The organism is Mycobacterium sp. UM_WGJ (genome assembly GCF_000455125.1).
GTDB lineage: Bacteria > Actinomycetota > Actinomycetes > Mycobacteriales > Mycobacteriaceae > Mycobacterium.
The window spans coordinates 32,429-53,796 of sequence record NZ_AUWR01000008.1; the positions used below are offsets into that span (position 1 = coordinate 32,429).

Here is a 21,368-nt window from a genome sequence, read left to right on the forward strand (position 1 = left end):
TCGCTGCGCTCGCAACCTCCAGTGCGACCCCGCTGATGCCGCTCACTGGCCGTCCCTCGCTGCGCTCGCGACATCCAGTGCGACGGAAGCGACCCGGCGGGCAGCCTCGGGGTGCCCGGCCAGGACCGCGGCGCTGGTCATCGCGGCCAGCCGCGCGGTGTCGGTGAGCAGCCCCGCGACCGTCTCGGCCACGAAATCCGGCGTCAGCGCGGCGTCGTCGACCAGGATTCCGCCCCCGGCATTGACCACCGGAAGCGCGTTGAGGCGCTGTTCCCCGTTGCCGATCGGCAGCGGGACGTACACCGCGGGCAGCCCGACCGCCGACACTTCGGCAACCGTCATCGCCCCGGAGCGGCAGATCGCCAGGTCGGCGGCCGCATAGGCCAGGTCCATCCGGTCCAGATAGGGCACCGCGACGTACGGCGGATCGCCCGCGCCGGCTTCCGGCAGGTCCAGGGTGTTCTTCGGGCCGTGCGCGTGCAGCACCGAAACACCGGCGGCAGCGAGTTGTTCGGCCGCCCCGGCCACCGCCTGGTTGATCGAGCGGGCGCCCTGCGAGCCGCCGAATACCAGCAGTACCCGGGCGTCGTCGGCGAAGCCGAACTCGGCGCGGGCCGCCGACCGCAGCGCGGCCCGGTCCAAGGTGGTGATGGCCGCCCGGACCGGCACCCCGACCACCTCGGGGTGGGCCAGACCGCAATCAGGAACTGCGGACAGCACCCGTTGCGCGCCCCGGGCGCCGACGCGGTTGGCCAGGCCGGCGCGGGCATTGGCCTCGTGGATCACCACCGGCACCCGCTTGGCACCGAGACCCCGCGCGGCTAGATATGCCGGCAGCGCCACGTAGCCGCCGAAGCCGATCACCACGTCGGCCTGCACGTCGCGCAGCACCGCCCGGGTCTCCCGGACCGCACGCAGCACCCGCAGCGGCAGCCGGGCCAGGTCGGCATTGATCTTGCGGGGCAATGGCACCGGGGTGATCAACTCCAGGTCGTAGCCACGGGCCGGCACCAGCCGGGTCTCCAGGCCGCGGGCGGTGCCCAACGCGGTGATCCGGACGTCGGGGTCCAGTGCGCGCAGCGCGTCCGCGACCGCCATCGCAGGTTCGACATGGCCGGCAGTGCCCCCGCCGGCGAGGACTACCGATAACGACGCACCGCGGTCCGATGAGATGACCGAGTCGTTCACTCCCCTATCGCTGACCTTCCAATGCGCGTACGCGTCCGCCAGTCGGACGCGCCCCGGCGTGACGCCGGCCGCCTCCATTTTGCCCTGCACGCCCGGCGCCTCGACCGGCTGCCCGGGCCGGCGCCTGCGCTGCGGCGCGCTGCCGGCCCGACCGCGCCGGCGCCTGTCCGCTCGTCTGGGCCGTTCGTGGCCGTGCGGCCGGCCGTGAGCGTGTCCGCAGCCGGTCACGCAAAGCCTCAAGACGGGTCGGCGAGTAGGGCTCGGGTAGCGGCAGCCGCAGTATCCGGTTCATCCGGTCGTCCTGGCCGGCCCGCAGCGCCGCCACGGCCTCCGGTTCGTGCCGGGCCGCGTTGGCCATGATGCCGACCATGAACAGCGTTGTCGCCGTGGAGGTTCCGCCGGCAGAGATGAGCGGCAGCTGAATTCCGGTGACGGGCAACAGCCCGATCACATAGCCGACGTTGATGAACGACTGACCGATCACCCACATCGTGGTGGCGGCGGTCAGCAGCCGCAGGAATGGGTCCGCGGAGCGCTTGGCGATCCGCATGCCGGTGTAGGCGAACAACCCGAACAGCGCCAGCAGCCCGAAGCCGCCGATGAAGCCGAGCTCCTCGCCGATGATGGCGAAGATGAAGTCGTTGTGCGCATTGGGCAGGTAGTTCCATTTCGCGGTGCCCTGGCCCAGACCGTCGCCGAAGATGCCGCCGTTGGCCAGTGCGAACTTCGCCTGACGCGCCTGATAACCGGCGCCCTGCAGGTCGGCGTCGGGGTCCAGCCAGGACCGCACCCGGTCGGACCGGTAGCCCTCGGTCACCGCCATGATCGCGGCGGCGGCGACAATGGCCGTCAGGGACGTGAGGAACACCCGCAACGGCAGACCGGCGTACCACAGCAGCGCCAGCAGGATGATGCCCAGCGAGACCGTCTGCCCCAAGTCGGGCTGGGCGACGATCAGCACCAGCGCGACCACGGCGGCCGGCACCAGCGGGACGAGCATCTCGCCCAGCGTCGCCCGCTCCATGCGCCGACTGGCCAACAGGTGTGCACCCCAGATGACGAAGGCGATCTTGGCCAGCTCGGAGGGCTGCATGGAGAAGCCGGCGATGACGAACCAGCCGCGAGAACCGTTGGACAAGGTGCCGATGCCCGGGATCAGCACCAGCACCAGCAGCACGATGGTGAAGGCGTAACCGGCAAAAGCCATGCGCCGCATGAACCGGACCGGCATCCGCAACGCCACGTAGCAGCCGACCAACCCGATCACGGTCCACAGCACCTGCTTGCCGAAGATCCGCCACGCCGATCCATCGGTGCCGTAGGACTCCACCCCGGAGGCCGACAGCACCATGATCAGGCCGAGCGTGGTCAGCAGCGCGGCCACCGCCACGATCAGATGGAACGACGTCATCGGCCGGCCCAGCCAGGCGCCGAACCGGGTGCGCGGCTCGGGCTTGGCGGCCGTGACAGCGGTTTCGTCGGAGGAGGCGTCTGCGGCCCCGGCGTCGCGCCGCAGCCGGGCCAGGATGCCGATCACACCGATCCTGCCGCGGAACGTGCCGCGGCGGCGAACGCGTCGCCCCGGGCACCGTAGCCGGCGAACTGGTCGAAGGATGCCCCCGCCGGCGCCAGCAGCACCGTGTCCCCGGGCCGGGCCAGGTCGCGGGCGGCGGCCACCACCGCGGTCATCACCCGGGAGCCCAGCGTCTCTTTGGACCCATCAGCTACTCGCTTCACATGAGTAACTGGAGACACAGCAGTATCACCCATATCAATATCCTCGCCCGTCACAACGTGGACGACGGGGACATCCGGTGCGTGTCGTGATAACGCCTTGGCAACCTCGCCGCGATCTCGGCCGATCAATACGGCCCCGGCCAGGTGAGCAGCGATTCTGGCGACGGTCGGCTCGACCGAGGCCCCCTTGAGCAGCCCCCCGGCCACCCAGATCACCCGCGGGTGGGCCAGCACCGATGCCTCGGCCGCGTGCGGATTGGTGGCCTTGGAATCATCGACGTAGCTGATCCCGCCGTCGACCACGATCAGTTCGGCGCGATGCCGGCCGACCTGGAACGACGCCAGCGCCGCGGCGATCGCCTCGGGGGGCACGTCGACGCTGCGGGCCAGCGCGGCGGCCGCCAGCGCATCCAGGATCCCGACCGGGCCGGGCACCGGTATCGACGCCACCGGGGCCAGCGCCACCTCATCGGCGAAGGCGCGATCGACCAGCATGCCGTCGACCACGCCGAGCTCACCGGGCGCCGGTTCGCCGAGCCGGAAACCCACCTTGACCGGGGCAGGCGCGGTGTCGCGCAGCGCCGCGGCACGGGCGTCGTCCATGCCGACCACCGCCACCCGGCCGGCCAGCGCGCGGGCCTTGTCGGCGGTGTAGGCGGCCATGCTGCCGTGCCAGTCCAGGTGGTCCTCGGCGATGTTGAGCACCGCGCCGGCCTCGGGGCGCAACGACGGGGCCCAGTGCAGCTGGAAGCTGGACAGCTCCACGGCCAGCTCGTCGGATTCATGCGGCGGTCCCAGCTTCCGCTCTCCTCCGTCGAGCCTCGCTGAACCGCCGGCGGGCTCCCCCAGCACATCCAGCACGGGGCTGCCGATGTTGCCGCACAACTGGGCACGCCGGCCCGCGGCCGACAACATGGCGTACAACATCGAGGTGGTCGTGGTCTTGCCGTTGGTGCCGGTCACCACCAGCCAGCGCCGCGGCGGCCCGTAGTGGCCCGCGACGTCGAGCCGCCAGGCCAGCTCCACGTCACCCCAGATCGGCACGCCGGCCGCTGCGGCGGCGGCCAATACCGGTGTGTCCGGGCCGAATCCGGGGCTGGTGACCACCAGCGCGTAGCCGCCGATCTGCGCGGCGGCTTCGGCGGGGCTGCAGGTCGTGACGTCGGGGTGGGCGTGCAACGCGGCAACATTGTCGTCGCACAGCGTCAGGTCCAGCTCGAACGGCGCCAACGCGGTGAGGATGGCCCGGCCGGTGATGCCGGCCCCGGCGACCAGCACCCGCGCTCCCGGAGACAGCGGGGCCAACCCGGCCACCTCAGCCACCAACGGCGGTGAACCACTCGCCGTAGAACATGGAGACGCCCAATCCGCAGGCGATGGCGGTGAGCAGCCAGAACCGGATGATCACCGTGGTCTCGGCCCAGCCGGCCAACTCGAAGTGGTGGTGGAACGGGGCCATCCGGAACACCCGCCGGCCGGTGCTGCGGAACGCCAGGATCTGGACCACCACCGAGGTGATCTCGGCGACGAAGAGCCCGCCGAGCACCACCGCGAGGATCTCGGTGCGGGTGGTGATCGACATTCCGGCGATCACGCCGCCCAGCGCCAGCGAGCCGGTGTCGCCCATGAAGATCTTCGCCGGGGCGGCATTCCACCACAGGAATCCGATGCAGGCGCCCGCGGTCGCGGCGGCGATCAGCGCCAGGTCCAGCGGGTCGCGCACGTTGTAACAGCCCAGTCCAGGGGCGCTCGCGCAGGCGTTGCGATGCTGCATCACGGTGATCAGCACGTAGGCGCCGCTGACCATCGCCATGGATCCGGCGGCCAGCCCGTCCAGGCCGTCGGTGAAGTTCACCGCGTTCGACCAGGCGCTGACGATGAGGATCACGAACAGCACGAACGCCGCCGCGGGCAGCGTGACGGTGGCGATGTCGCGCACATAGGACAGTTGCAGGCTGCCCGGGGTCAGACCGGAGCTGTTGCGGAAGCACAGCACCAGCAGACCGAACAAGGTGGCCGCGGTGACCTGCCCGATGGTCTTGGCGGTCTTGTTCAGGCCGAGGTTGCGCGACCGCCGGATCTTGATCAGGTCATCGAGGAACCCGACGCCGCCCAGCGCGGTAGCCAGCCCCAGGACCAGCAGGCCCGAGGCCGTCGGCCCGGTGCCGTAGAAGACCAGGCCGGCCAGTTCAGCGGCCAGGTAGCCCGCCCAGATCCCGGCCACGATGGCCACGCCGCCCATCGACGGGGTACCGCGTTTGCGCTGGTGGCTGGCCGGTCCGTCTTCGCGGATCTCCTGGCCGAATCCCTGCTTGGTGAACACCCGGATCAGCACGGGGGTCAGCAGGATCGCGACCAGCAGCGCGACTCCGGCCGCGATGAGGACCATTATCATCGGCGATCTCCTGGGTCTTCGCTGGTCAGCGCCTGCGCCAACGCGGTCAGGCCCGCGGAGTTCGACGCCTTGACCAATACCACGTCCCCCGCCTGCAACTCGGCGCGCAACAGGGCCAGGGCGGCATCGACGTCGGGTACCGCGGTGGCTTCGGCGCCCCAGGATCCCTCCATCACTGCGCCGTGCAGCATCGCGCCCATCGATCTCCCTACTCCGACGACAACGAGACGAGACACATCTAAGCGCACCGCGAGCCGCCCGATGCGGTCATGCTCAGATATTGCGTCCTCGCCGAGCTCGGCCATCTCCCCCAGCACCGCCCAGGTGCGGCGCTTCGCCCCCGGATTCTCACCGCGGGCGATCCAGGCCAGCGCCTGCAGCGCCGCCCGCATCGAGTCGGGGTTGGCGTTGTAGGAGTCGTCGATCACGGTCACGCCGTCTGCGCGGGTGCTGACCTGCATCCGGTGCGCCGAGGCCGGTCCGGCACCGGCCAGGGCGTCGGCCACCTGGTGCGGCGTGGCACCGCATTCCAAGGCCACGGCGGCGGCGCACAGGGCGTTGCCCACCTGGTGATCACCGGACACGCCCAGCCGTACCTCCGATTCGCCTGCGCCCGAGTGCAAGGTGAACCGCGGGCGGGCCAGCTCGTCGAGCACCACCGGCCCGGCCCACACGTCGGCGGGAGCGGAGCGGCTGACCCGTACCACCCGCGCGACGGTCTTGTCGGCCATCGCGGCGACCGCCGAGTCGTCGACGTTGAGGATCACCACGCCGGATTCCGGAACAGCTTGGGCCAGCTCGGCTTTGGTCTCGGCGATCGCCTCGCGGGAGCCGAACTCGCCCAGGTGTGCGGTCCCGACGTTGAGCACCACCGCGATCTGCGGCGGGGCGATCGCCGCCAGCGCGGCAATGTTGCCGCGATGCCGCGCCGACAGCTCGAGGACCAGATAGTCGGTGTTCTCGTCGGCCCGCAGCACCGTCCACGGGTGGCCCAGCTCGTTGTTGAACGACCCGGGCGGGGCGATCACCTCCCCCAACGGCGCCAGCACCGCGGCGATCAGGTCCTTGGTGGAGGTCTTGCCCGACGACCCGGTCACGCCGACGATCGTCAGCCCCTCGGCCACCAGGGTGGCGGCCACCGCGGCGGCCAGTTTGGCCAGTGCGGCCAGCACCGCAGCGCCGGAGCCGGCCTCGTCGTCATGCTCGAGCGCACCGGATCGACTGTCGGAGGCGACCGGCTCCACCACAATGGCCGGCACCCCGACCGGACGGGCGGCCAGCACCGCCACCGCGCCGGCATCGACCGCCGACGCCGCATGGTCGTGGCCGTCGGCCTGCGCGCCGGGCAGCGCCAGAAACAGTGCGCCCGGGGCGATCCGGCGGGAGTCGAATTCCACGGGGCCGGTGACCACGGTGCGCTCGGCCTGCTCCGGGGTGATGTCGGCCAGCCGGCCGCCGACGATCTCGGCGATCTGCGCGACGGTCAGCGCGATCATCCGTGCTCCCCGCGCGTTTCCAGCGCCCGGGCCAGCTCCACCCGGTCATCGAACGGCTGGGTGTGCCCGGCGGCGGTCTGCCCGGTCTCGTGTCCCTTGCCCGCGATCAGCACCACGTCGCCGGGCTGAGCCCAGGCCACCGCGTGCCCGATCGCGGCCCGCCGGTCGCCGATCTCGACCACCTGAGCGCTGCCGGCGGCGGCACCGGCCAACACGGCGCGCCGGATGTCGGCAGGGTCTTCGCCCCGCGGGTTGTCGTCGGTGATCACGACCAGGTCGGCCGACTCCGCGGCGATCCGCCCCATCGGCTCACGCTTGCCCTGGTCACGGTCGCCACCGGCGCCGAACACCACGGCCAGGCGTCCGGTGGTGCCGCGCAGTTCCTGGCGCAGTGTTGCCAGCACCGCCGCCAGCGCCCCGGGCTTGTGCGCGTAGTCGACCAGCGCCAGGAAGCCCTGCCCCCGATCGATCGACTCCATCCGTCCCGGCACCCGCGCCTCTCGCAGGCCGGGGGCCGCCTGCTCCGGCGACACCCCGACTGCGTCGAGAATAGCCAGCGCCACAAGGCAATTGGACACGTTGTAGGCGCCGGGCAGGCCGATGCCGACCGGGTGGCGCACACCCGCGGGGTCGACGGCGACGAACTCGCCCCCGCTCACCCGCTCCACCCCCCAGTCCGCGGGGCGGCCCGTCGCGCTGACAGTGACCGGCGCGGTCGCCCGCGCCGCCATTGCCGCGCCGGCGTCGTCGTCGATACAGATCACCGACCGCGCCGCGTGCAGTGGCGACGCCGGATCGAACAGCCGAGCCTTGGCCTCGAAGTAGTCGGCCATGGTCGGGTGGAAGTCGAGGTGGTCGCGAGACAGGTTGGTGAAGGCGCCCACCGCGAACCGGGTGCCGTCGACCCGGCCCAATGTCAGGGCGTGACTGGACACCTCCATGACCGCGGTGTCCACCCCGCGCTGTGCCATCGCGGCCAGCAGCGCCTGCAGTGCGGGCGCCTCTGGGGTGGTCAAAGCGCTGGGAAGATCGACGCCGTCGATGCGGACGCCGACCGTGCCGATCAGCCCGGCGGTGCGACCCGCAGCCCGCAGCCCGGCCTCGACCAGATAGGTGGTGGTGGTCTTGCCCGACGTCCCGGTGATGCCGATGACGGTGACCTGCTCACACGGATGTCCGTAGACCTGCGCCGCGAGTTCGCCGAGCACGGATCGGGGCGCCGGATGAACCAGGACAGCTATGCCGGGTAGCGCTGCAGCGTCGGCGATCTCGGCGGCCCCGGCCCCGTCGGAAAGCACCGCGACCGCGCCCCGGGCGACCGCGTCGGCCGCGAATCGTGCCCCGTGGGTGGTCGCGCCAGGCAGCGCCGCGAACAGGTCACCCGGCCGCACGTCCTGGGCGCGCAGCGTCAACCCGGTAATGGGCAGCTCGGGAACCGCCTCACCGGCTACCGCAACCGCCCCGATCTGCGCTGCGAGCACCCGCAGCGACGTGCCTGCACCGACGTCGGGGCGCAGAGCAGCAGGCACCAACATCACCTCCATCCGCTGCGGCCGGGTCGTCCGGATCGGCCCTGAGACTACCCAGGCGGGCCGTGTCCACAGCGCAGGCGCGTGGGCTCGACGGCCTCAGCCGTCAGAAGGTGGCGGTGGCTGCTTGAGCTTCTTGTCGAACATGCACTGGAAGTCCCCGGGCGGACATCCGTACTGAGTCGGGTCCGGCACTTCCTCGCAGGTTCCCTGCTTCGTCATGAAACAGCCGCTGGCGTGGTGGTCACTTGCGATGGGTGTGCCGGTGGGCGTGCCGAGCAGCCCCAGCGCGACGACGCCTGCCGCCGCGGCGAGAACACCCGGAATAGCGATAGTTTTTCGGGCCATGATCGACCCTTTCTCTTCGGCGCGGAACCCCCTTATCGTCTCCGCGTTGTCCGCACAATAAGCGCACGATCACCACCAACGCGGCGGAATCACGTCTTTTTTTGCGGACGCCAGTGGACGGTTCGGCGGCAGGGGGTGGCGCCTACATCGCCTGCAGGACCAGCGGCGGTCCTGGGTCCGGCGACAGTGGCACGTTGTGGCGCTGCAACAACCACCCGGCGATGTTGTGGAACAGCGGTGCCGCCGAGGTGCCCGGCGAGCCGTCCGCGGCGCGATGCGGGTTGTTCATCATCAGGCCGATGACGTAACGCGGATTGTCCGCCGGCGCTATCCCGGCGAAGGTGATCCAGTAGACGTCGTCGTAGTAGCAACCGCACGCCGGGTTGATCTGCTGTGCGGTGCCGGTCTTTCCGGCGATCTGATAGCCGTCCACAGCGGCCTGCCATCCGGTGCCCTGCTGAACACCGGTCGGATCACGTTGCACCACCGAGCGCAGCATGTTGCGCACGGTCGCCGCGGTCTGCTCCGAGACCACCCGGACCCCCTCCGGTCGCGGTTCCTCGGCGCGGCCGCCGTCGGGGGAAATGGTCGCCTTGATGATACGCGGCGGGATCCGCACGCCGTCGTTGGCGATGGCCTGATACATCCCGGCCATCTGCAGCAGTGTCATCGAAAGACCCTGGCCGATAGGCAGGTTGGCGAAGGAACTGCCCGACCATTGGTCCACCGGCGGCAGCAGACCGGCGCTCTCACCGGGTAGCGCGACACCGGTGCGCTGTCCGAGCCCGAACTTCTCCGCCATGTCGAACCAGCGCTCGGGCCCCACCCGCTGAGCCAGCATCAGGGTCCCGACGTTGGAGGACTTCCCGAAGATTCCGGTCAGGGTGTAGGGCGCGACGCCGTGCTCCCAGGCGTCGCTGACGGTGACGTCTGCGACGTTGATCGATCCGGGCACCTGCAGGACGTCGTCGGGATGACCGAGGCCGTATTCGATGACCGAGGCCGCGGTGATGATCTTGTTCACCGAGCCCGGCTCGAACGGCGAGGACACCGCCAGGTTGCCGAGCTGGCGGTCCTCCTGGCGCCCAATGTCCTGGGACGGGTCGAACGTGTTGTCGCCGGCCATCGCCAGCACCTCGCCGCTCTTGGCGTCCAGCACCACGGCCGTGACATCGTGTGCGCCGGTGACGTTCTTGGCCTGCTGCACCTGTTGCTGGACATAGAACTGAATGTCGTCGTCGAGGGTGAGCTGGATCGTCGACCCGTTGACGGCCTTGTGCCGATTGCGGTAGCTGCCCGGGATCACCACGCCGTCCGAACCGCGGTCGTAGGTGACCGACCCGTCCGTTCCGGCCAGCACCGCGTCCATCGAGTCCTCCAGACCCAACAGCCCGTGGCCGTCCCAGTCGATGCCGCCGATGATGTTGGCCGCCAGCGAGCCGCCCGGGTACTGGCGCAGATCCTGCCGCTCGCTTCCGACCTCAGGGCACTTCTCGGTGATGATCTCGGCCACCGCGGGGTCGACGGCACGGGCGAGATAGACGAACGTCTCGTTGCTGCGCAGCTTCTTCAGCAGGGCTGCGGAGTCCGGCTTGTTACCGAGGCGGGTAGAGATCTCCTTGGCTATCTGCTGCAGCCGCAGCTGCGGATCGGGGGCGGACGGATCCTTCTTCTTGGCGTCGGCAAGCTGCTTGCCGATCTTGACCGGCTGGAAGGACAGCGCCCGGGCTTCGATGGTGAACGCGAGCTTGTCCCCGGTGCGGTCGATGATGTCGCCGCGCATCGCCTGTTGGACGTCGGTGACCTTGAGTTGTCCGGCGGCCTCGGCACGCAGCCCGGAGGCCCGCGGCACCTGCAGGTAGAACAGCTGAGCCGCCGACAGTGCCAGTACCAGGAAGATGACCGCGTTGCCGGTGCGGTGCCGGAAGACGAACGAAGCGCTGCGCAGGCCCATCTCGGTGGCTTGGCGGGTGCGACGCTCGCGGGCCGAATGTCCGGTTGTGGTGGACGCTTTCGCCGCCTTAGCGGGCTTGGCGGCTTTGGCCGGCTTGGCGGGCGTGGTGACGGAGCGGCGGGTCTTTCGGGAGGCGGCTGTGGTCGAGCCGTCGGCGCGACGTGCCGGTCCGGTTCCCCGCGCGGGCCGTCTCATCGCGCGGCTCCCGGAGCCACCGGCGTCGCCGGTACTTCCGGCGGCAGCGGGGGTTGCGGGGGTTGCGGAGGCAGGACGGACTCGGGCGCCAGCACCGGCCCGGGCGGCACAGCGACGGGCGGCAGGACGTCAGACGGGATGACCGAAGGCGTGGTCAGGTGCGGGATCTCTTGTGCGCCAGGCCCTGGCAATGGCCCGGCCGCAGGCAGGCCGGGAACTCCCGGCAGGCCCGGAATGATCAGCGGCGCGCCGGGCACCGCCGGAGCCGGCGGGACTGCGGCCGGCAGGTGCCGGCTGTCGAGCTTCGGCCCGGCCGGGGGCACCCGAACCGGCACCTCGGCCGGCGGTGCGACATCGTCGGGCAGCTTGGTGTTCAGTGGCGGCGGGGGCGCACCGTCGGCGGGTTTCGGGGTCCCGACCACCACCCAGTTGCCGATCGGGTCCTGGACCAGATGCGCGGTGTCGCGGCTGGGAATCATGCCCAGTTCGCGGGCCGCCTCGGCAAGCGCCGGTGCGGATTCGGCGGTGAGCACGTCGCGCTCGAGCGCTTCCTTCTGCTGCATGAGGACCCGGTTGTGCTCCCGGATGTTGCCCAGCTGGTAGGACCGCTCGGCGGCGTCCGTCGACAGCCACAGGGTGATTCCCAGCCCGATGCCGAGCGCGCCGATGATCAGCACGACGAACGGAACCTTGGCCGCCAGCGTGCGCGGTCGCAGGTCGATCGAGGCCAGCCGAGCGATCAGACGTTCGCGCAGCGGGACGCGTACAACCTTGGGTGCCTTGGCCTTGCGTGCCTTCGCCCGCGCTTTGGCCTGCTTGGTGCTCTTCGGCGGCACCGGCCTGGGGTCGGGACGAAGCGGCGCCGCTTTCTGCGGGCCGGTGCCCGGCCGTGATTCGCGACCCGCCGTAGGCGTGGTCCCACGCTGCCGCCGTGGGCCTCGGGCCTGCGTCTGCTCAGCGACCCGCCGCGGGCCGGTCCGGGTTGCGCTCTCGGGGTTACGGCGACGGTCGCCCTGCCGTACCGCGGGCTTGCGCTTAGTCGCCATCACTTCCCCCTCGATGCCACGACCGGGCCGGCCTGGACCCGCTCAACCGCACGTAGCCTGACCGAGCCCGCTCGTGGGTTACGTTCAACCTCATCCGCCTCGGCCTTCTCGGCGCCCCGCGTCAGCGTGATGAATCTCGGTTCGTCACCGGGTAATTCGACCGGGAGCCCCACCGGTGTGCGCGACGCGGTGGCCGCAGCGAACTGCTGCTTGACGATGCGGTCCTCCAACGACTGGTAGGACATCACCGCCACCCGTCCACCCACCGCCAGCGCATCCAGCGCCGCCGGCAACGCATCCCGCAGTGAGTCCAGTTCGCCGTTGACCGCGATGCGCAGCGCCTGAAAGGTGCGTTTGGCCGGGTGTCCCCCGGTGCGTCGCGCCGGCGCTGGAATCACCTCGTAGAGCAGCTCTGTCAGTTCCCCGGTCGAGGTGAACGGGGTGTGGGCCCGCCGGCGCACGATGTAGGAGGCGATCCGCGAGGCGAAACGCTCTTCCCCGAAGCGCCGCAGAATGTCGGTCAGCGCCGCCGCGTCGTAAGTGTTCACGATGTCGGCGGCGGTGAGGTCGGCCTGCGGGTCCATCCGCATATCCAGCGGCGCGTCCTGCGCGTAGGAGAAGCCGCGCTCCACCCGGTCGAGCTGCATCGAGGACACCCCGAGGTCGAACAACACCGCATCTACCGATCCGGTTGCGGCCAAGCCTGATTCGGTCAGCGCTTCAGCAATGCCGTCGTATCGGGTGCGCACTGTCTGGAATCGATCGGCGAAGCGGGCCAACCGGGCACTGGCGATGTCAAGTGCGGTGGTGTCGCGGTCCAGACCGATGACGCGCAGGCCGGGGAACTGGCTCAGAAACCGCTCCGTATGTCCGCCGGCGCCGAGGGTGGCGTCCACCAGGGTCGCGCCCCGGCCGTCAGGCGATCGGCGGGTCAATGCCGGAGCCAGCAGTTCTACGCAACGCTCCAACAGCACCGGTACATGCCCGAATTCGCCCTGTGCGGCCACAGCAACACCTCCCTGATGCGGCCAGTGATGGGCACGAAGTGCGGCCGGCGCCCGGCCCGGTCGCCCGGCCACACTGCGCGCGACTCGCCCGCAGGCCCTTACCTCGAGGTCCCTGCCCGACGGCACGAACCTGACGTTGGGGAAGTACGTCAGGGTCGGTTCGGACAGAGGCCACGAGGCACGGGCGTGCGCCTCAGATGATGTCGCTGAGTGCTTCATCGCTGGCCGCGGAGAAGTTCTCTTCGTGCGTCTGCTGGTAGTCGCTCCAGGCCTGTGCGTCCCAGATCTCCAGGTAGTCGACCGACCCGATGACCACGCATTCCTTGGACAGGTTGGCGTAGCGACGGTGGTCGGGCGACAGGGTGATCCGGCCTTGGGCGTCGGGGTGCTGTTCGTCGGTGGCGGCGGCCAGGTTGCGCAGAAATGCTCGCGCGTCCGGGTTGCTGCGCGAAGCCTTGGCCGCCCGGCGGGCCAACTGCTCGAACTCCGCGCGGGGATACACGGCCAGGCTGTGGTCCTGACTCTTGGTGACCATCAGCCCTCCTGCCAGCGCATCACGAAACTTGGCGGGCAGTGTCAGCCGCCCCTTGTCGTCGAGCTTGGGCGTATAGGTGCCGAGGAACATCGGCCACCTCCCGCCATGTCGACATCGTCAGCCCACGATACCCCACAATCCCCCACTACGCACCATTTCCTAGGCCTAATCCACCGCAACGCCCCACCGGATCGGCCATCTTGCCGCCCAGGCATGCCAAATGGAGCCCGATCGGGCGTCAAAAACCCAGGTCAGAGCGGATGGAAGGAAAGTGGGGCGGGGTGGGGCGCGCGCCCGAAGTGCTCCCCGGAGACCCGGCCCCGCGGCCACCGCGCCATGACCGCGCCACGACCGCGCAGAAAAAAAGGGGCAGCCGATCGGCTGCCCCTTCTACATCACGTGCCGCTGGATCGGCCTACGGCTCGAACCGGCGACGGAAACGGTCTTCCATGCGGCTGGCGAACGTGCCGCCGCCACCCTTGACGCGCCGCTGCGCGCCACCGCCCGGCTTCGCCGCACCGTCGCGGCCGGCGGCCGCGTGGTTGCCGGTGATGGCGAACACCACCCCACCGAACATGACCACGAAGCCCAGCACACTCAGAATCAGAAACGCCGAATTGACGGTGGTCGCATAGAACGGGATACCCGAGACCAGCATCACCAGACCGACCACCAACAAGGTCATACCCTGCACCCTTCGGCGGGTGGTCGGGGTACGCAGGGCACCGCCGCGAACGCTGGAAGCGAACTTGGGGTCCTCGGCGTACAGCGCGCTCTCGATCTCGTCGAGCATGCGCTGTTCATGATCGGAGAGTGGCATTCGTCCCTCCTTGCCGACGGCCGCTCATGTCACTGCCCACGGCGCGATACGGACTGGTGCGGGCAGCTAACACTGATAATACGAGGTAGGCCTGCGCCGTACCACAGGCTTCACCAGCCGATTGTAGCGGCGGCGTGGCGATGCCGATCCACAACGGCCGACGCCGCCGGACGCAATCGCCGATAATGGGACTCCGGCATCGCGCACGCTCCCACTTCTGCGGGAAAGGAACCTGCACGTTGGTGACCTTCCTCCTCGACATGTCGCCGCGCGAAATGGCCGATCACCTCGGTGCGGCGCTGCGCGTCTACGTCACTGCGATGGGCTACCCGCCGGGCACCGAGAGCCAACGCGCCGCGATGTGGCTCGATCACACCCGCCGCAGTGGCTGGCGGGCGGTGGCCGCCTTCGCCGACAACCAAGCCGGCGACGTCGGTGAGATTCGTCAGCTGGACGCCGCGCCGGGCGGACCGAAAGGCGCCCAGCTGCTGGGTGTGGCCTACGGCTACTGCGGCGCGCCCGACCAGTGGTGGCAGCAGCAGGTGGTGCTGGGCCTGCAGCGCCGCGGCCTGCCCCACCCCGACATCGCGCGGCTGATGGCCAGTTACTTCGAGCTGACCGAATTGCATGTCGCGCCGCGCGCGCAGGGCAGCGGCCTGGGTGAGGCCCTGGCGCGCCGTCTGCTGGCCGGGCGGCCCGAAGCCAACGTGCTGCTGTCCACACCGGAGACCAATGGCGAAGACAACCGCGCCTGGCGGTTGTACCGGCGGCTGGGCTTCACCGACGTCATCCGCGGTCATCACTTCGCCGGCGATCCCCGGCCATTCGCCATCTTGGGCCGGGCGCTGCCGTTGTAGCCAAGCGCCGCGTCGTCACCGGACCCGCCGACTGGTCTGGCACGATGACGTCGTGCATGTTCGGCGTTCGCTACAGCCCGCTCGGCAACCCGTTCCCGCGCCCGCTCAGCGCCGGTTTCGACAGTGGGGCACCTACCGTCGCCTGGTGGCCCTGGTCGCGCTCCTGCTGATCGCGGCGCCGTTGGCCGGGTGCGTGCGTATCCGGGCCAACATCACCGTCTCCCCCAACGATCAGGTCTCCGGCCAGATCGTCGTTGCGGCCAAGCCGCGCAACGACAACGACACCGGCCCCAAGCTCACCGCCGACCTGCCGTTCCCGCAGAAGGTCGCGATCTCCAACTACAGCAGGGACGGCTATGTCGGCTCGCAGGCGGTGTTCTCCGACCTGACCTTCGCCGAACTGCCGCAGCTGGCCCAAATGCACCGCGACGCAGCCGGGGTGGACCTCTCGCTGCGCCGCGCCGGCAACCTGGTGATCCTGGAAGGCCGGGTGGATCTCACCTCGCTGGGCGACCCGGAGGCCGACGTCGCGTTGAGCGTCGCGTTCCCCGGCGAGGTGACCTCCACCAACGGCGAACGCATCGGCAGTGACACCGTGCAGTGGCGGCTCAAGCCAGGCGTGGTGAGCACCATGAGCGCCCAAGCCCGCTACACCGATCCCAGCACCCGCTCCTTCGCCCACGCGGCGCTGTGGCTGACCCTGTCCACGCTTGCCGCGGCGGGCGCGGTCGCGGCAATCGCCTGGTACGGGCGGGACCGCTCGCCGCGCTTGCGCTCCCCCGACGACAGCGCCGGCTGAGGATCAGCGGGTCTCGGGCGACCAGTACTCCAGCATCTGCGCGAAGGTGCGGAATGCCGCCGCGGACACCCCGTAGGTGGCCTCGAAATGGATGCTCAGCGGGAAGCCCAGGTCGGCGACGCCGTCGATCACCCGCTTGTACAGGTCGAGCATCAGCTTGCACCGCTGGTCGGGGTCACTGTCGGCGAGCGTCTTGACGAAGTCCTGTTCGGCGGCCACCGCCGCGTTGCCCGGATCCTGAATCAGCCAGTTGATCAGCCCGATCCGGTTTTCGAACGACGGCACGAAGCCGAACGACAGCAACAGTTCCGGGCGCGCTTCGCTGTGCTTGGCGAACTCGGTCAGGAACGGCACGATCGCGTCGGAATACAGCAGCTGGGTCAGCCCGAACGTCGCCCCGCGCTCGCATTTGAAGTTGAACCGGCCGATCTCGTCGGCCCGGGTGGGAATCAAGATGACGCCGCGGTTGGCCACGTCGGCGCGGAAGGTCGCAAGCGCGTCGGTCGGCGGCACCCCCGCCCCCTCGCCGTCGGCCATGGTGCGGGGCACGCCGACGAAGACCACGCCCTCGATCCCCGCGCCGGTCAGGTCACCCAGCCGGCTCCGCAGCGCCGCCTCGTCGGAGAACGAGGTGACCTGAGTGCACAACCCGGCCATGCCCGGCAGCTCGGGCCGAATCGCGTTCCAGAAGTCCAGCACGTCGAGCTTGGGCTTCATCTCGATCGGGCGGTCATCGTCCTCGTCGATCATCCCCGGCATCAGGATGTGGCGGATCCGCCCCTCGAGGCCGGCCTCGGCCGCAAACCGCACAACCTTGTGCGCCTCTTCGATCGTCTGCTCGGGGCCCTTTTCCACGTTCGGTGGGACAAGCTCGAGTGCGACGGTGTTCAAGGTCACGTACCAGCTCCTCATGAAAGACAGTCGACAGACAGTCAACAGTGCCACAGGGCAGGAACGGGCAGCGTTGGCCGCCTCCGGCCGCTACCGGCCTGAGTCCCCCCGGCTGTGGTGGCACACTCTACGCTGGACCCACGCTGGGGGTCCCCGGCCGGGCAGCACAGAAAGGGGCGCCGAGCTGAGTTTCAAGGCATCCGCAGCGACTACACCGTCGGCCGCCGAGCTGGCCGCGGCCGTCACCGAAACGCTGCGCTCCCACCTGCGCACCCGCCGCACCGAGACCGCCTACATCGGCGACGACTACGAGGCGTTGATCACCGGCCTCGAAGAATTCGTGCTCATCGGCGGCAAACGACTGCGCCCGGCGTTCGCCTACTGGGGCTGGCGTGCCATCACCGGACGTGATGCCGACGACGGCGAACTGCTGCTGTTCTCCGCGCTGGAGTTGCTGCACGCCTGCGCGCTGGTGCACGACGACGTGATCGACGCCTCAGCCACCCGACGCGGCAGCCCCACCACCCACCGCAAGTTCGCCGAGCTGCACCGCGCCCGCGGATGGCGCGGATCGGCCGACCAGTTCGGGATGTCGGCCGCCATCCTGCTCGGCGACCTGGCGCTGGTGTGGGCTGACGACATCGTCGCCGGGGCCGATCTGCCGGCCGACGCCCGGCGGCGCGTGCGGGGCGTCTGGTCGGACATCCGGACCGAGGTGCTGGGCGGCCAGTACCTCGACATCGTCGCCGAATCCAGCGGGGTGGACTCGATCGCCTCGGCGATGCGCGTCAACACCTATAAAACCGCCTCCTACACGGTGGTGCGGCCGTTGCAGCTGGGCGTGGCCGCCGCGGCCGACCGGCCCGACATCCACGCGCTGTTCCACGAACTCGGCACCGACCTGGGCGTGGCGTTCCAGCTGCGCGACGACGTGCTGGGGGTGTTCGGCGATCCGGCGGTGACCGGCAAGCCTTCCGGCGACGACCTGCGTTCGGGCAAACGCACCGTGCTGCTGGCTGAGGCCGTTGAGCTGGCCGACAAGTCGGATCCGGTGGCGGCCAATCGGTTACGCAGCGCGATCGGCACCGCGCTGACCGAGGCGCAGGTCCGCGAACTGTGCGAGATGATCGAGGCGGTCGGCGCGCTGGCAGCCGTGGAGGACCGTATCGATCTGCTGACCCGCCGCGCCCTGGCCGCGCTGGCGGCCGCACCCATTGACGAGGTTGCCAAAGCCGGACTGACCGACCTGGCTCGCCGGGTCGCCGACCGGTCCGCCTGATCGCCCGGAGCGCCGATGTCGAATCCCACCACCCCACCGGTCCCCGGTGCGTCCCGCGACGCCGTCAGCGGCCTATCCCGACTGCGGCAGTTCGCCGCCGGCGAGCAGGCCGGAGCGGCGTGGCTCGGCTGCCTGGGCGCCCTGCTGATCACGCTGGGCGGCTTGGGCGCCGGCAGCACCCGCATCCAGGACCCGGTGCTGGACGGGCTGCATCTGTCCTGGCTGCGCTTCGGCCACGGCCTGGTGCTGTCGTCGGTGCTGCTGTGGGCCGGGGTCGCGGTGATGCTGGTGGCCTGGCTCGGCCTGGGGCGGCGGGTGATCGAGGGCACCGTGAGCACCTACACGTTGATCGCCACCACCGGCTTCTGGCTGGCGCCGTTGTTGCTGTCGGTCCCGGTGTTCAGCCGCGACACCTATTCCTATCTGGCCCAGGGCGCCCTGCTGCGGGATGGATTCGACCCCTACTTGGTGGGGCCGGTCGACAACCCCAACCCCCTGCTCGACGATGTCAGCCCGATCTGGGCGGCGACGACGGCACCGTACGGCCCGGCGTTCATCCTGGTCGCCAAGCTCGTCACGATGCTGGTCGGCAACAACGTGGTGGCCGGCACCATGCTGCTGCGCTTGTGCATGCTGCCCGGGCTGGCGCTGCTGATCTGGGCCGCCCCCCGGGTGGCCACCCGCGTCGGTGGCAGCGCGCCCGCGGCGCTGTATCTGGCCGTGCTCAACCCGCTGGTGATCATCCACCTGATGGGCGGGGTCCACAACGAGATGCTGATGGTCGGCCTGGTGATCGCCGGGATCGCGCTGACCCTCGAACGCCGCCACCTGGCCGGGATAACGCTGGTGGCGCTGGCGGCGGCGGTAAAGGCAACCGCCGCAATCGCATTGCCGTTCCTGGTGTGGATCTGGATGCGCCGCCTGCAGGAATCCCGCGGTTCAGCGAGGCTCGACGAAGCAGAGCCGAAGCTGGAACCGCGGCAGAAATCCCGCGGTTATCCGACGGCGGTCGCCTTCGTCGCCGCATCAGCGGTGTCCACGGCGATCATCGTCGCGGTGTTCGCGGTGTTGTCCGCCCTGGCCGGAGTGGGCATGGGCTGGTTGACCGCGCTGCTGGCCGGCAACGTCAAGATCATCAACTGGCTCACCGTGCCGACCGCGGCCGCCAATCTGATCCACGCCGTCGGCGGATTGTTCGCCCCGGTCAACTTCTATGCCGTCCTGCACGTCACCCGGATCAGCGGGGTCGTGGTGATCGGGCTAGTGCTGCCGGTGCTGTGGTGGCGGGCGCGGCGCGACGATCGCGCTGCGGTGGCCGGGATCGCCTGGGCCATGCTGGTGGTGGTGCTGTTCGTGCCCGCCGCCTTGCCCTGGTACTACACCTGGCCACTGGCGGTGGCGGCCACCGTGGTCCGCTCACCGACCGCGATCGCCGCGATCGCCGCGGCGTCGACCTGGATCATGGTGATCTTCAAACCCGACGGCTCGCACGGTATGTACACCTGGCTGCAGGTGATCGGCGCGACCGGATGCGCCGTGTATGCCTGGTACCGGCTGTCGCGGGCCGAACAGGCGCCCGCCCTCGACGCTGCCTGAAACCTCAGTACGCCATGGCCTGCGCCCGGCGCATCACCTCACGAGCCTCGTGGGCGTGCAGCGCATCGATCGGGCGAGCGTTGTTTACCGACTCCCGCGCCCCGTCGCGGGTCAACGACAGCGACGAATCCGGGGTGAACAGCCACCGCACGATGTCGGTCTGCTGATAGCCACCGTCGTGCAGCACGGCCAGTAGTCCGGGCAGACTCTTGACGACGTCCCCCTCGGCGGTGAAAAACACCTGCGGGACCACCAGCACGCCGGACCGCCGCACCGCGACCAGGTGGTTATCACGCAGGAACTGGTGCACTTTGGTGACCGGTACCCCGAGCATTTCGGCGACTGTCGGCAGGTCAAAGGTCGGTTCGTCGGGCTCAAGTACGTCTTCGGAGGCCGGAATGCTGCTCACGACACAAGTTTAAAGCCGCCGGACCGGCCACCCGCACACATACCATGACCAGGTGACTGGAGCGTGGGGCGGCGACCCGCTGGAGGGCGCGCTGCTCGACGGCCGGTACCGGGTGGGCGCCCGGATCGCCACCGGCGGTACCTCCACGGTGTACCGCGGTCTGGACGAGCGCCTGGACCGCCCGGTCGCGGTCAAGGTGATGGATCTGCGCTACGCCGGCGACCAGCAGTTCCTGACCCGCTTCCAGCTCGAGGCCCGCGCGGTCGCCCGGCTCAAGGACCCGGGTTTGGTGGCGGTGTACGACCAGGGCTTCGGCACCCCGCACGATCCCGGGCAGCCGTTTCTGGTCATGGAACTCGTCGAGGGCGGAACCCTGCGGGAGTTGCTCAACGAACGTGGCCCGATGCCGCCGCACGCGGTCGCCGCGGTGTTGCGGCCGGTGCTGGGAGCCCTGGGGATCGCGCATCAGGCCGGGCTGGTGCACCGCGACATCAAACCGGAGAACATCCTGATCTCCGATGACGGCGACGTGAAAGTGGTCGACTTCGGGTTGGTGCGCGCTATCGCCGCGGCCGGAATCACTTCCACCAACGTGATTTTGGGCACCGCGGCCTACCTGTCCCCCGAACAGGTCCGGGACGGTAATGCCGGCCCCGCCAGCGACGTGTACGGGGCCGGCGTGCTCACCTACGAGCTGTTGACCGGCCACACGCCGTTCTCCGGTGATTCGTCGTTGACGGTGGCCTACCAACGTCTGGACCACGATGTACCCGCGCCGAGTTCGGCTATCGACGGAGTCCCCGGCGAATTCGACGACCTGGTGGCCCGGGCCACCGCCCGCGAACCGGCGGAGCGTTACGCCGACGCGCTCGAGATGGCGCAGGCGGTCGACGCGATCACCGAGCGGCTGGCGCTGCCGGCGTTCCGGGTGCCGGCCCCCCGAAACTCCGCCCAGCACAACGCCGCCGCCCCGGCACGGCGCGCCGCCGAGCACCCAGCGCCGCCCCAACACCCGACATCGCAACACCAGGTACCGCAACATCAGACACTGCACATGACCCGCGGACCGGCGGACTGGGTGGAGGACACCGACACCCAATACGAGTTGGTGACAGGGCAGTTCGGCGGCGTCGAACTGAGCCGCTTTGTGTTGGAGCGCCAACACGCGCGCCGGATGGTGGTCATCTGGCTCGCCGTGTTGTTCGCAACCACGACACTGGTCGCCGCGTTGGCGTGGGCGCTGGGCAACAACGTCGGCGCGCTGCTGTAACCGCGCCCACGCCGAGC

At 69.9% G+C, this 21,368-nt stretch carries 19 protein-coding genes; 5 read left to right on the forward strand and 14 right to left on the reverse strand.

Annotated features, from left to right (window positions below; genetic code table 11):
* Window positions 1–42: 42 nt before the first annotated feature.
* The 12 genes from murG to N416_RS0102125 form a co-directional block, all read right to left on the reverse strand.
* On the reverse strand, window positions 43–1,188 hold the full coding sequence (gene murG, locus N416_RS0102070; protein WP_024440478.1) for an undecaprenyldiphospho-muramoylpentapeptide beta-N-acetylglucosaminyltransferase: 1,146 nt from the start codon (window positions 1,186–1,188) through the stop codon (window positions 43–45).
* Between the two features lie 4 nt (window positions 1,189–1,192).
* Window positions 1,193–2,725, reverse strand: coding sequence for a putative lipid II flippase FtsW (gene ftsW, locus N416_RS0102075; RefSeq protein WP_024440479.1), 1,533 nt, complete (start codon window positions 2,723–2,725; stop codon window positions 1,193–1,195).
* A complete protein-coding gene (gene murD, locus N416_RS0102080; RefSeq protein ID WP_231383972.1) occupies window positions 2,722–4,239 on the reverse strand; it encodes a UDP-N-acetylmuramoyl-L-alanine--D-glutamate ligase in 1,518 nt (505 codons plus the stop codon). Before murD ends, ftsW begins: the two co-directional genes overlap by 4 nt.
* A 1-nt stretch (window position 4,240) precedes the next feature.
* A complete protein-coding gene (mraY, locus tag N416_RS0102085) occupies window positions 4,241–5,320 on the reverse strand; it encodes a phospho-N-acetylmuramoyl-pentapeptide-transferase (RefSeq protein WP_024440481.1) in 1,080 nt (359 codons plus the stop codon).
* Complete coding sequence (gene murF, locus N416_RS0102090; RefSeq protein WP_024440482.1) at window positions 5,317–6,816, reverse strand: UDP-N-acetylmuramoyl-tripeptide--D-alanyl-D-alanine ligase; 1,500 nt, start codon at window positions 6,814–6,816, stop codon at window positions 5,317–5,319. The genes mraY and murF overlap by 4 nt, the downstream gene beginning before the upstream one ends.
* A complete protein-coding gene (locus N416_RS0102095; protein WP_024440483.1) occupies window positions 6,813–8,351 on the reverse strand; it encodes a UDP-N-acetylmuramoyl-L-alanyl-D-glutamate--2,6-diaminopimelate ligase in 1,539 nt (512 codons plus the stop codon). Before N416_RS0102095 ends, murF begins: the two co-directional genes overlap by 4 nt.
* Before the next feature lie 93 nt (window positions 8,352–8,444).
* Window positions 8,445–8,693 carry a hypothetical protein gene (locus tag N416_RS0102100; RefSeq protein WP_024440484.1) on the reverse strand — a complete coding sequence of 83 codons (249 nt, stop codon included), beginning with the start codon at window positions 8,691–8,693 and terminating at the stop codon, window positions 8,445–8,447.
* A gap of 142 nt (window positions 8,694–8,835) precedes the next feature.
* Window positions 8,836–10,842, reverse strand: coding sequence for a penicillin-binding protein 2 (locus tag N416_RS0102105; RefSeq protein WP_024440485.1), 2,007 nt, complete (start codon window positions 10,840–10,842; stop codon window positions 8,836–8,838).
* Entirely contained in the window at window positions 10,839–11,891 is a 1,053-nt protein-coding gene (locus N416_RS0102110; protein WP_369797560.1) for a hypothetical protein, read from the reverse strand. Before N416_RS0102110 ends, N416_RS0102105 begins: the two co-directional genes overlap by 4 nt.
* On the reverse strand, window positions 11,888–13,114 hold the full coding sequence (gene rsmH / locus N416_RS0102115; protein WP_081654426.1) for a 16S rRNA (cytosine(1402)-N(4))-methyltransferase RsmH: 1,227 nt from the start codon (window positions 13,112–13,114) through the stop codon (window positions 11,888–11,890). Before rsmH ends, N416_RS0102110 begins: the two co-directional genes overlap by 4 nt.
* Window positions 13,089–13,520 (reverse strand): division/cell wall cluster transcriptional repressor MraZ, encoded by a 432-nt coding sequence (mraZ, locus tag N416_RS0102120; RefSeq protein ID WP_024440488.1) that lies wholly within the window; start codon window positions 13,518–13,520, stop codon window positions 13,089–13,091. Before mraZ ends, rsmH begins: the two co-directional genes overlap by 26 nt.
* 325 nt (window positions 13,521–13,845) lie before the next feature.
* Window positions 13,846–14,250, reverse strand: coding sequence for a DUF3040 domain-containing protein (locus N416_RS0102125; protein WP_024440489.1), 405 nt, complete (start codon window positions 14,248–14,250; stop codon window positions 13,846–13,848).
* Window positions 14,251–14,489: 239 nt separating this feature from the next.
* On the opposite strand from N416_RS0102125, the gene N416_RS23070 reads away from it, so the two are divergent.
* Entirely contained in the window at window positions 14,490–15,107 is a 618-nt protein-coding gene (locus N416_RS23070; RefSeq protein WP_024440490.1) for an N-acetyltransferase, read from the forward strand.
* A 145-nt stretch (window positions 15,108–15,252) separates the two neighbouring features.
* Window positions 15,253–15,906, forward strand: a complete 654-nt coding sequence (locus N416_RS0102135; protein ID WP_036457030.1) for a DUF3153 domain-containing protein — start codon at window positions 15,253–15,255, stop codon at window positions 15,904–15,906.
* 3 nt (window positions 15,907–15,909) lie between these two features.
* On the opposite strand, the gene N416_RS0102140 is transcribed toward N416_RS0102135, so the two are convergent.
* Window positions 15,910–16,803 (reverse strand): mycobacterial-type methylenetetrahydrofolate reductase, encoded by an 894-nt coding sequence (locus N416_RS0102140; RefSeq protein ID WP_024440492.1) that lies wholly within the window; start codon window positions 16,801–16,803, stop codon window positions 15,910–15,912.
* A 223-nt stretch (window positions 16,804–17,026) separates the two neighbouring features.
* Between N416_RS0102140 and idsA2 the strand changes: the two genes are divergently transcribed.
* Together idsA2 and N416_RS0102150 are read left to right on the forward strand one after the other, a co-directional pair.
* Entirely contained in the window at window positions 17,027–18,076 is a 1,050-nt protein-coding gene (gene idsA2, locus N416_RS0102145; protein ID WP_036457098.1) for a bifunctional (2E,6E)-farnesyl/geranyl diphosphate synthase, read from the forward strand.
* 15 nt (window positions 18,077–18,091) lie between these two features.
* A complete protein-coding gene (locus N416_RS0102150; protein ID WP_024440494.1) occupies window positions 18,092–19,672 on the forward strand; it encodes an alpha-(1->6)-mannopyranosyltransferase A in 1,581 nt (526 codons plus the stop codon).
* Window positions 19,673–19,676: 4 nt separating this feature from the next.
* Here the strand turns inward: N416_RS0102150 and N416_RS0102155 are convergent, their stop codons facing one another.
* Window positions 19,677–20,081: an Rv2175c family DNA-binding protein gene (locus tag N416_RS0102155; RefSeq protein ID WP_024440495.1), complete on the reverse strand. Its 405-nt coding sequence runs from the start codon at window positions 20,079–20,081 to the stop codon at window positions 19,677–19,679.
* Between the two features lie 52 nt (window positions 20,082–20,133).
* Here N416_RS0102155 and N416_RS0102160 point away from each other — a divergent pair, with 52 nt between their 5' ends.
* On the forward strand, window positions 20,134–21,351 hold the full coding sequence (locus N416_RS0102160; RefSeq protein WP_231383960.1) for a protein kinase: 1,218 nt from the start codon (window positions 20,134–20,136) through the stop codon (window positions 21,349–21,351).
* Window positions 21,352–21,368 lie beyond the last annotated feature (17 nt).

Bases quoted from the DNA above. Each gene is read 5' to 3' on its own strand.
- mraY (WP_024440481.1), bottom strand. From the start codon at position 5,320: ATGATAATGGTCCTCATCGCGGCCGGAGTCGCGCTGCTGGTCGCGATC.
- murF (WP_024440482.1), bottom strand. From the start codon at position 6,816: ATGATCGCGCTGACCGTCGCGCAGATCGCCGAGATCGTCGGCGGCCGG.
- N416_RS0102095 (WP_024440483.1), bottom strand. From the start codon at position 8,351: ATGTTGGTGCCTGCTGCTCTGCGCCCCGACGTCGGTGCAGGCACGTCG.
- N416_RS0102100 (WP_024440484.1), bottom strand. From the start codon at position 8,693: ATGGCCCGAAAAACTATCGCTATTCCGGGTGTTCTCGCCGCGGCGGCA.
- N416_RS0102105 (WP_024440485.1), bottom strand. From the start codon at position 10,842: ATGAGACGGCCCGCGCGGGGAACCGGACCGGCACGTCGCGCCGACGGC.
- rsmH (WP_081654426.1), bottom strand. From the start codon at position 13,114: ATGAAGCACTCAGCGACATCATCTGAGGCGCACGCCCGTGCCTCGTGG.
- mraZ (WP_024440488.1), bottom strand. From the start codon at position 13,520: ATGTTCCTCGGCACCTATACGCCCAAGCTCGACGACAAGGGGCGGCTG.
- N416_RS0102125 (WP_024440489.1), bottom strand. From the start codon at position 14,250: ATGCCACTCTCCGATCATGAACAGCGCATGCTCGACGAGATCGAGAGC.
- N416_RS0102150 (WP_024440494.1), top strand. From the start codon at position 18,092: ATGTCGAATCCCACCACCCCACCGGTCCCCGGTGCGTCCCGCGACGCC.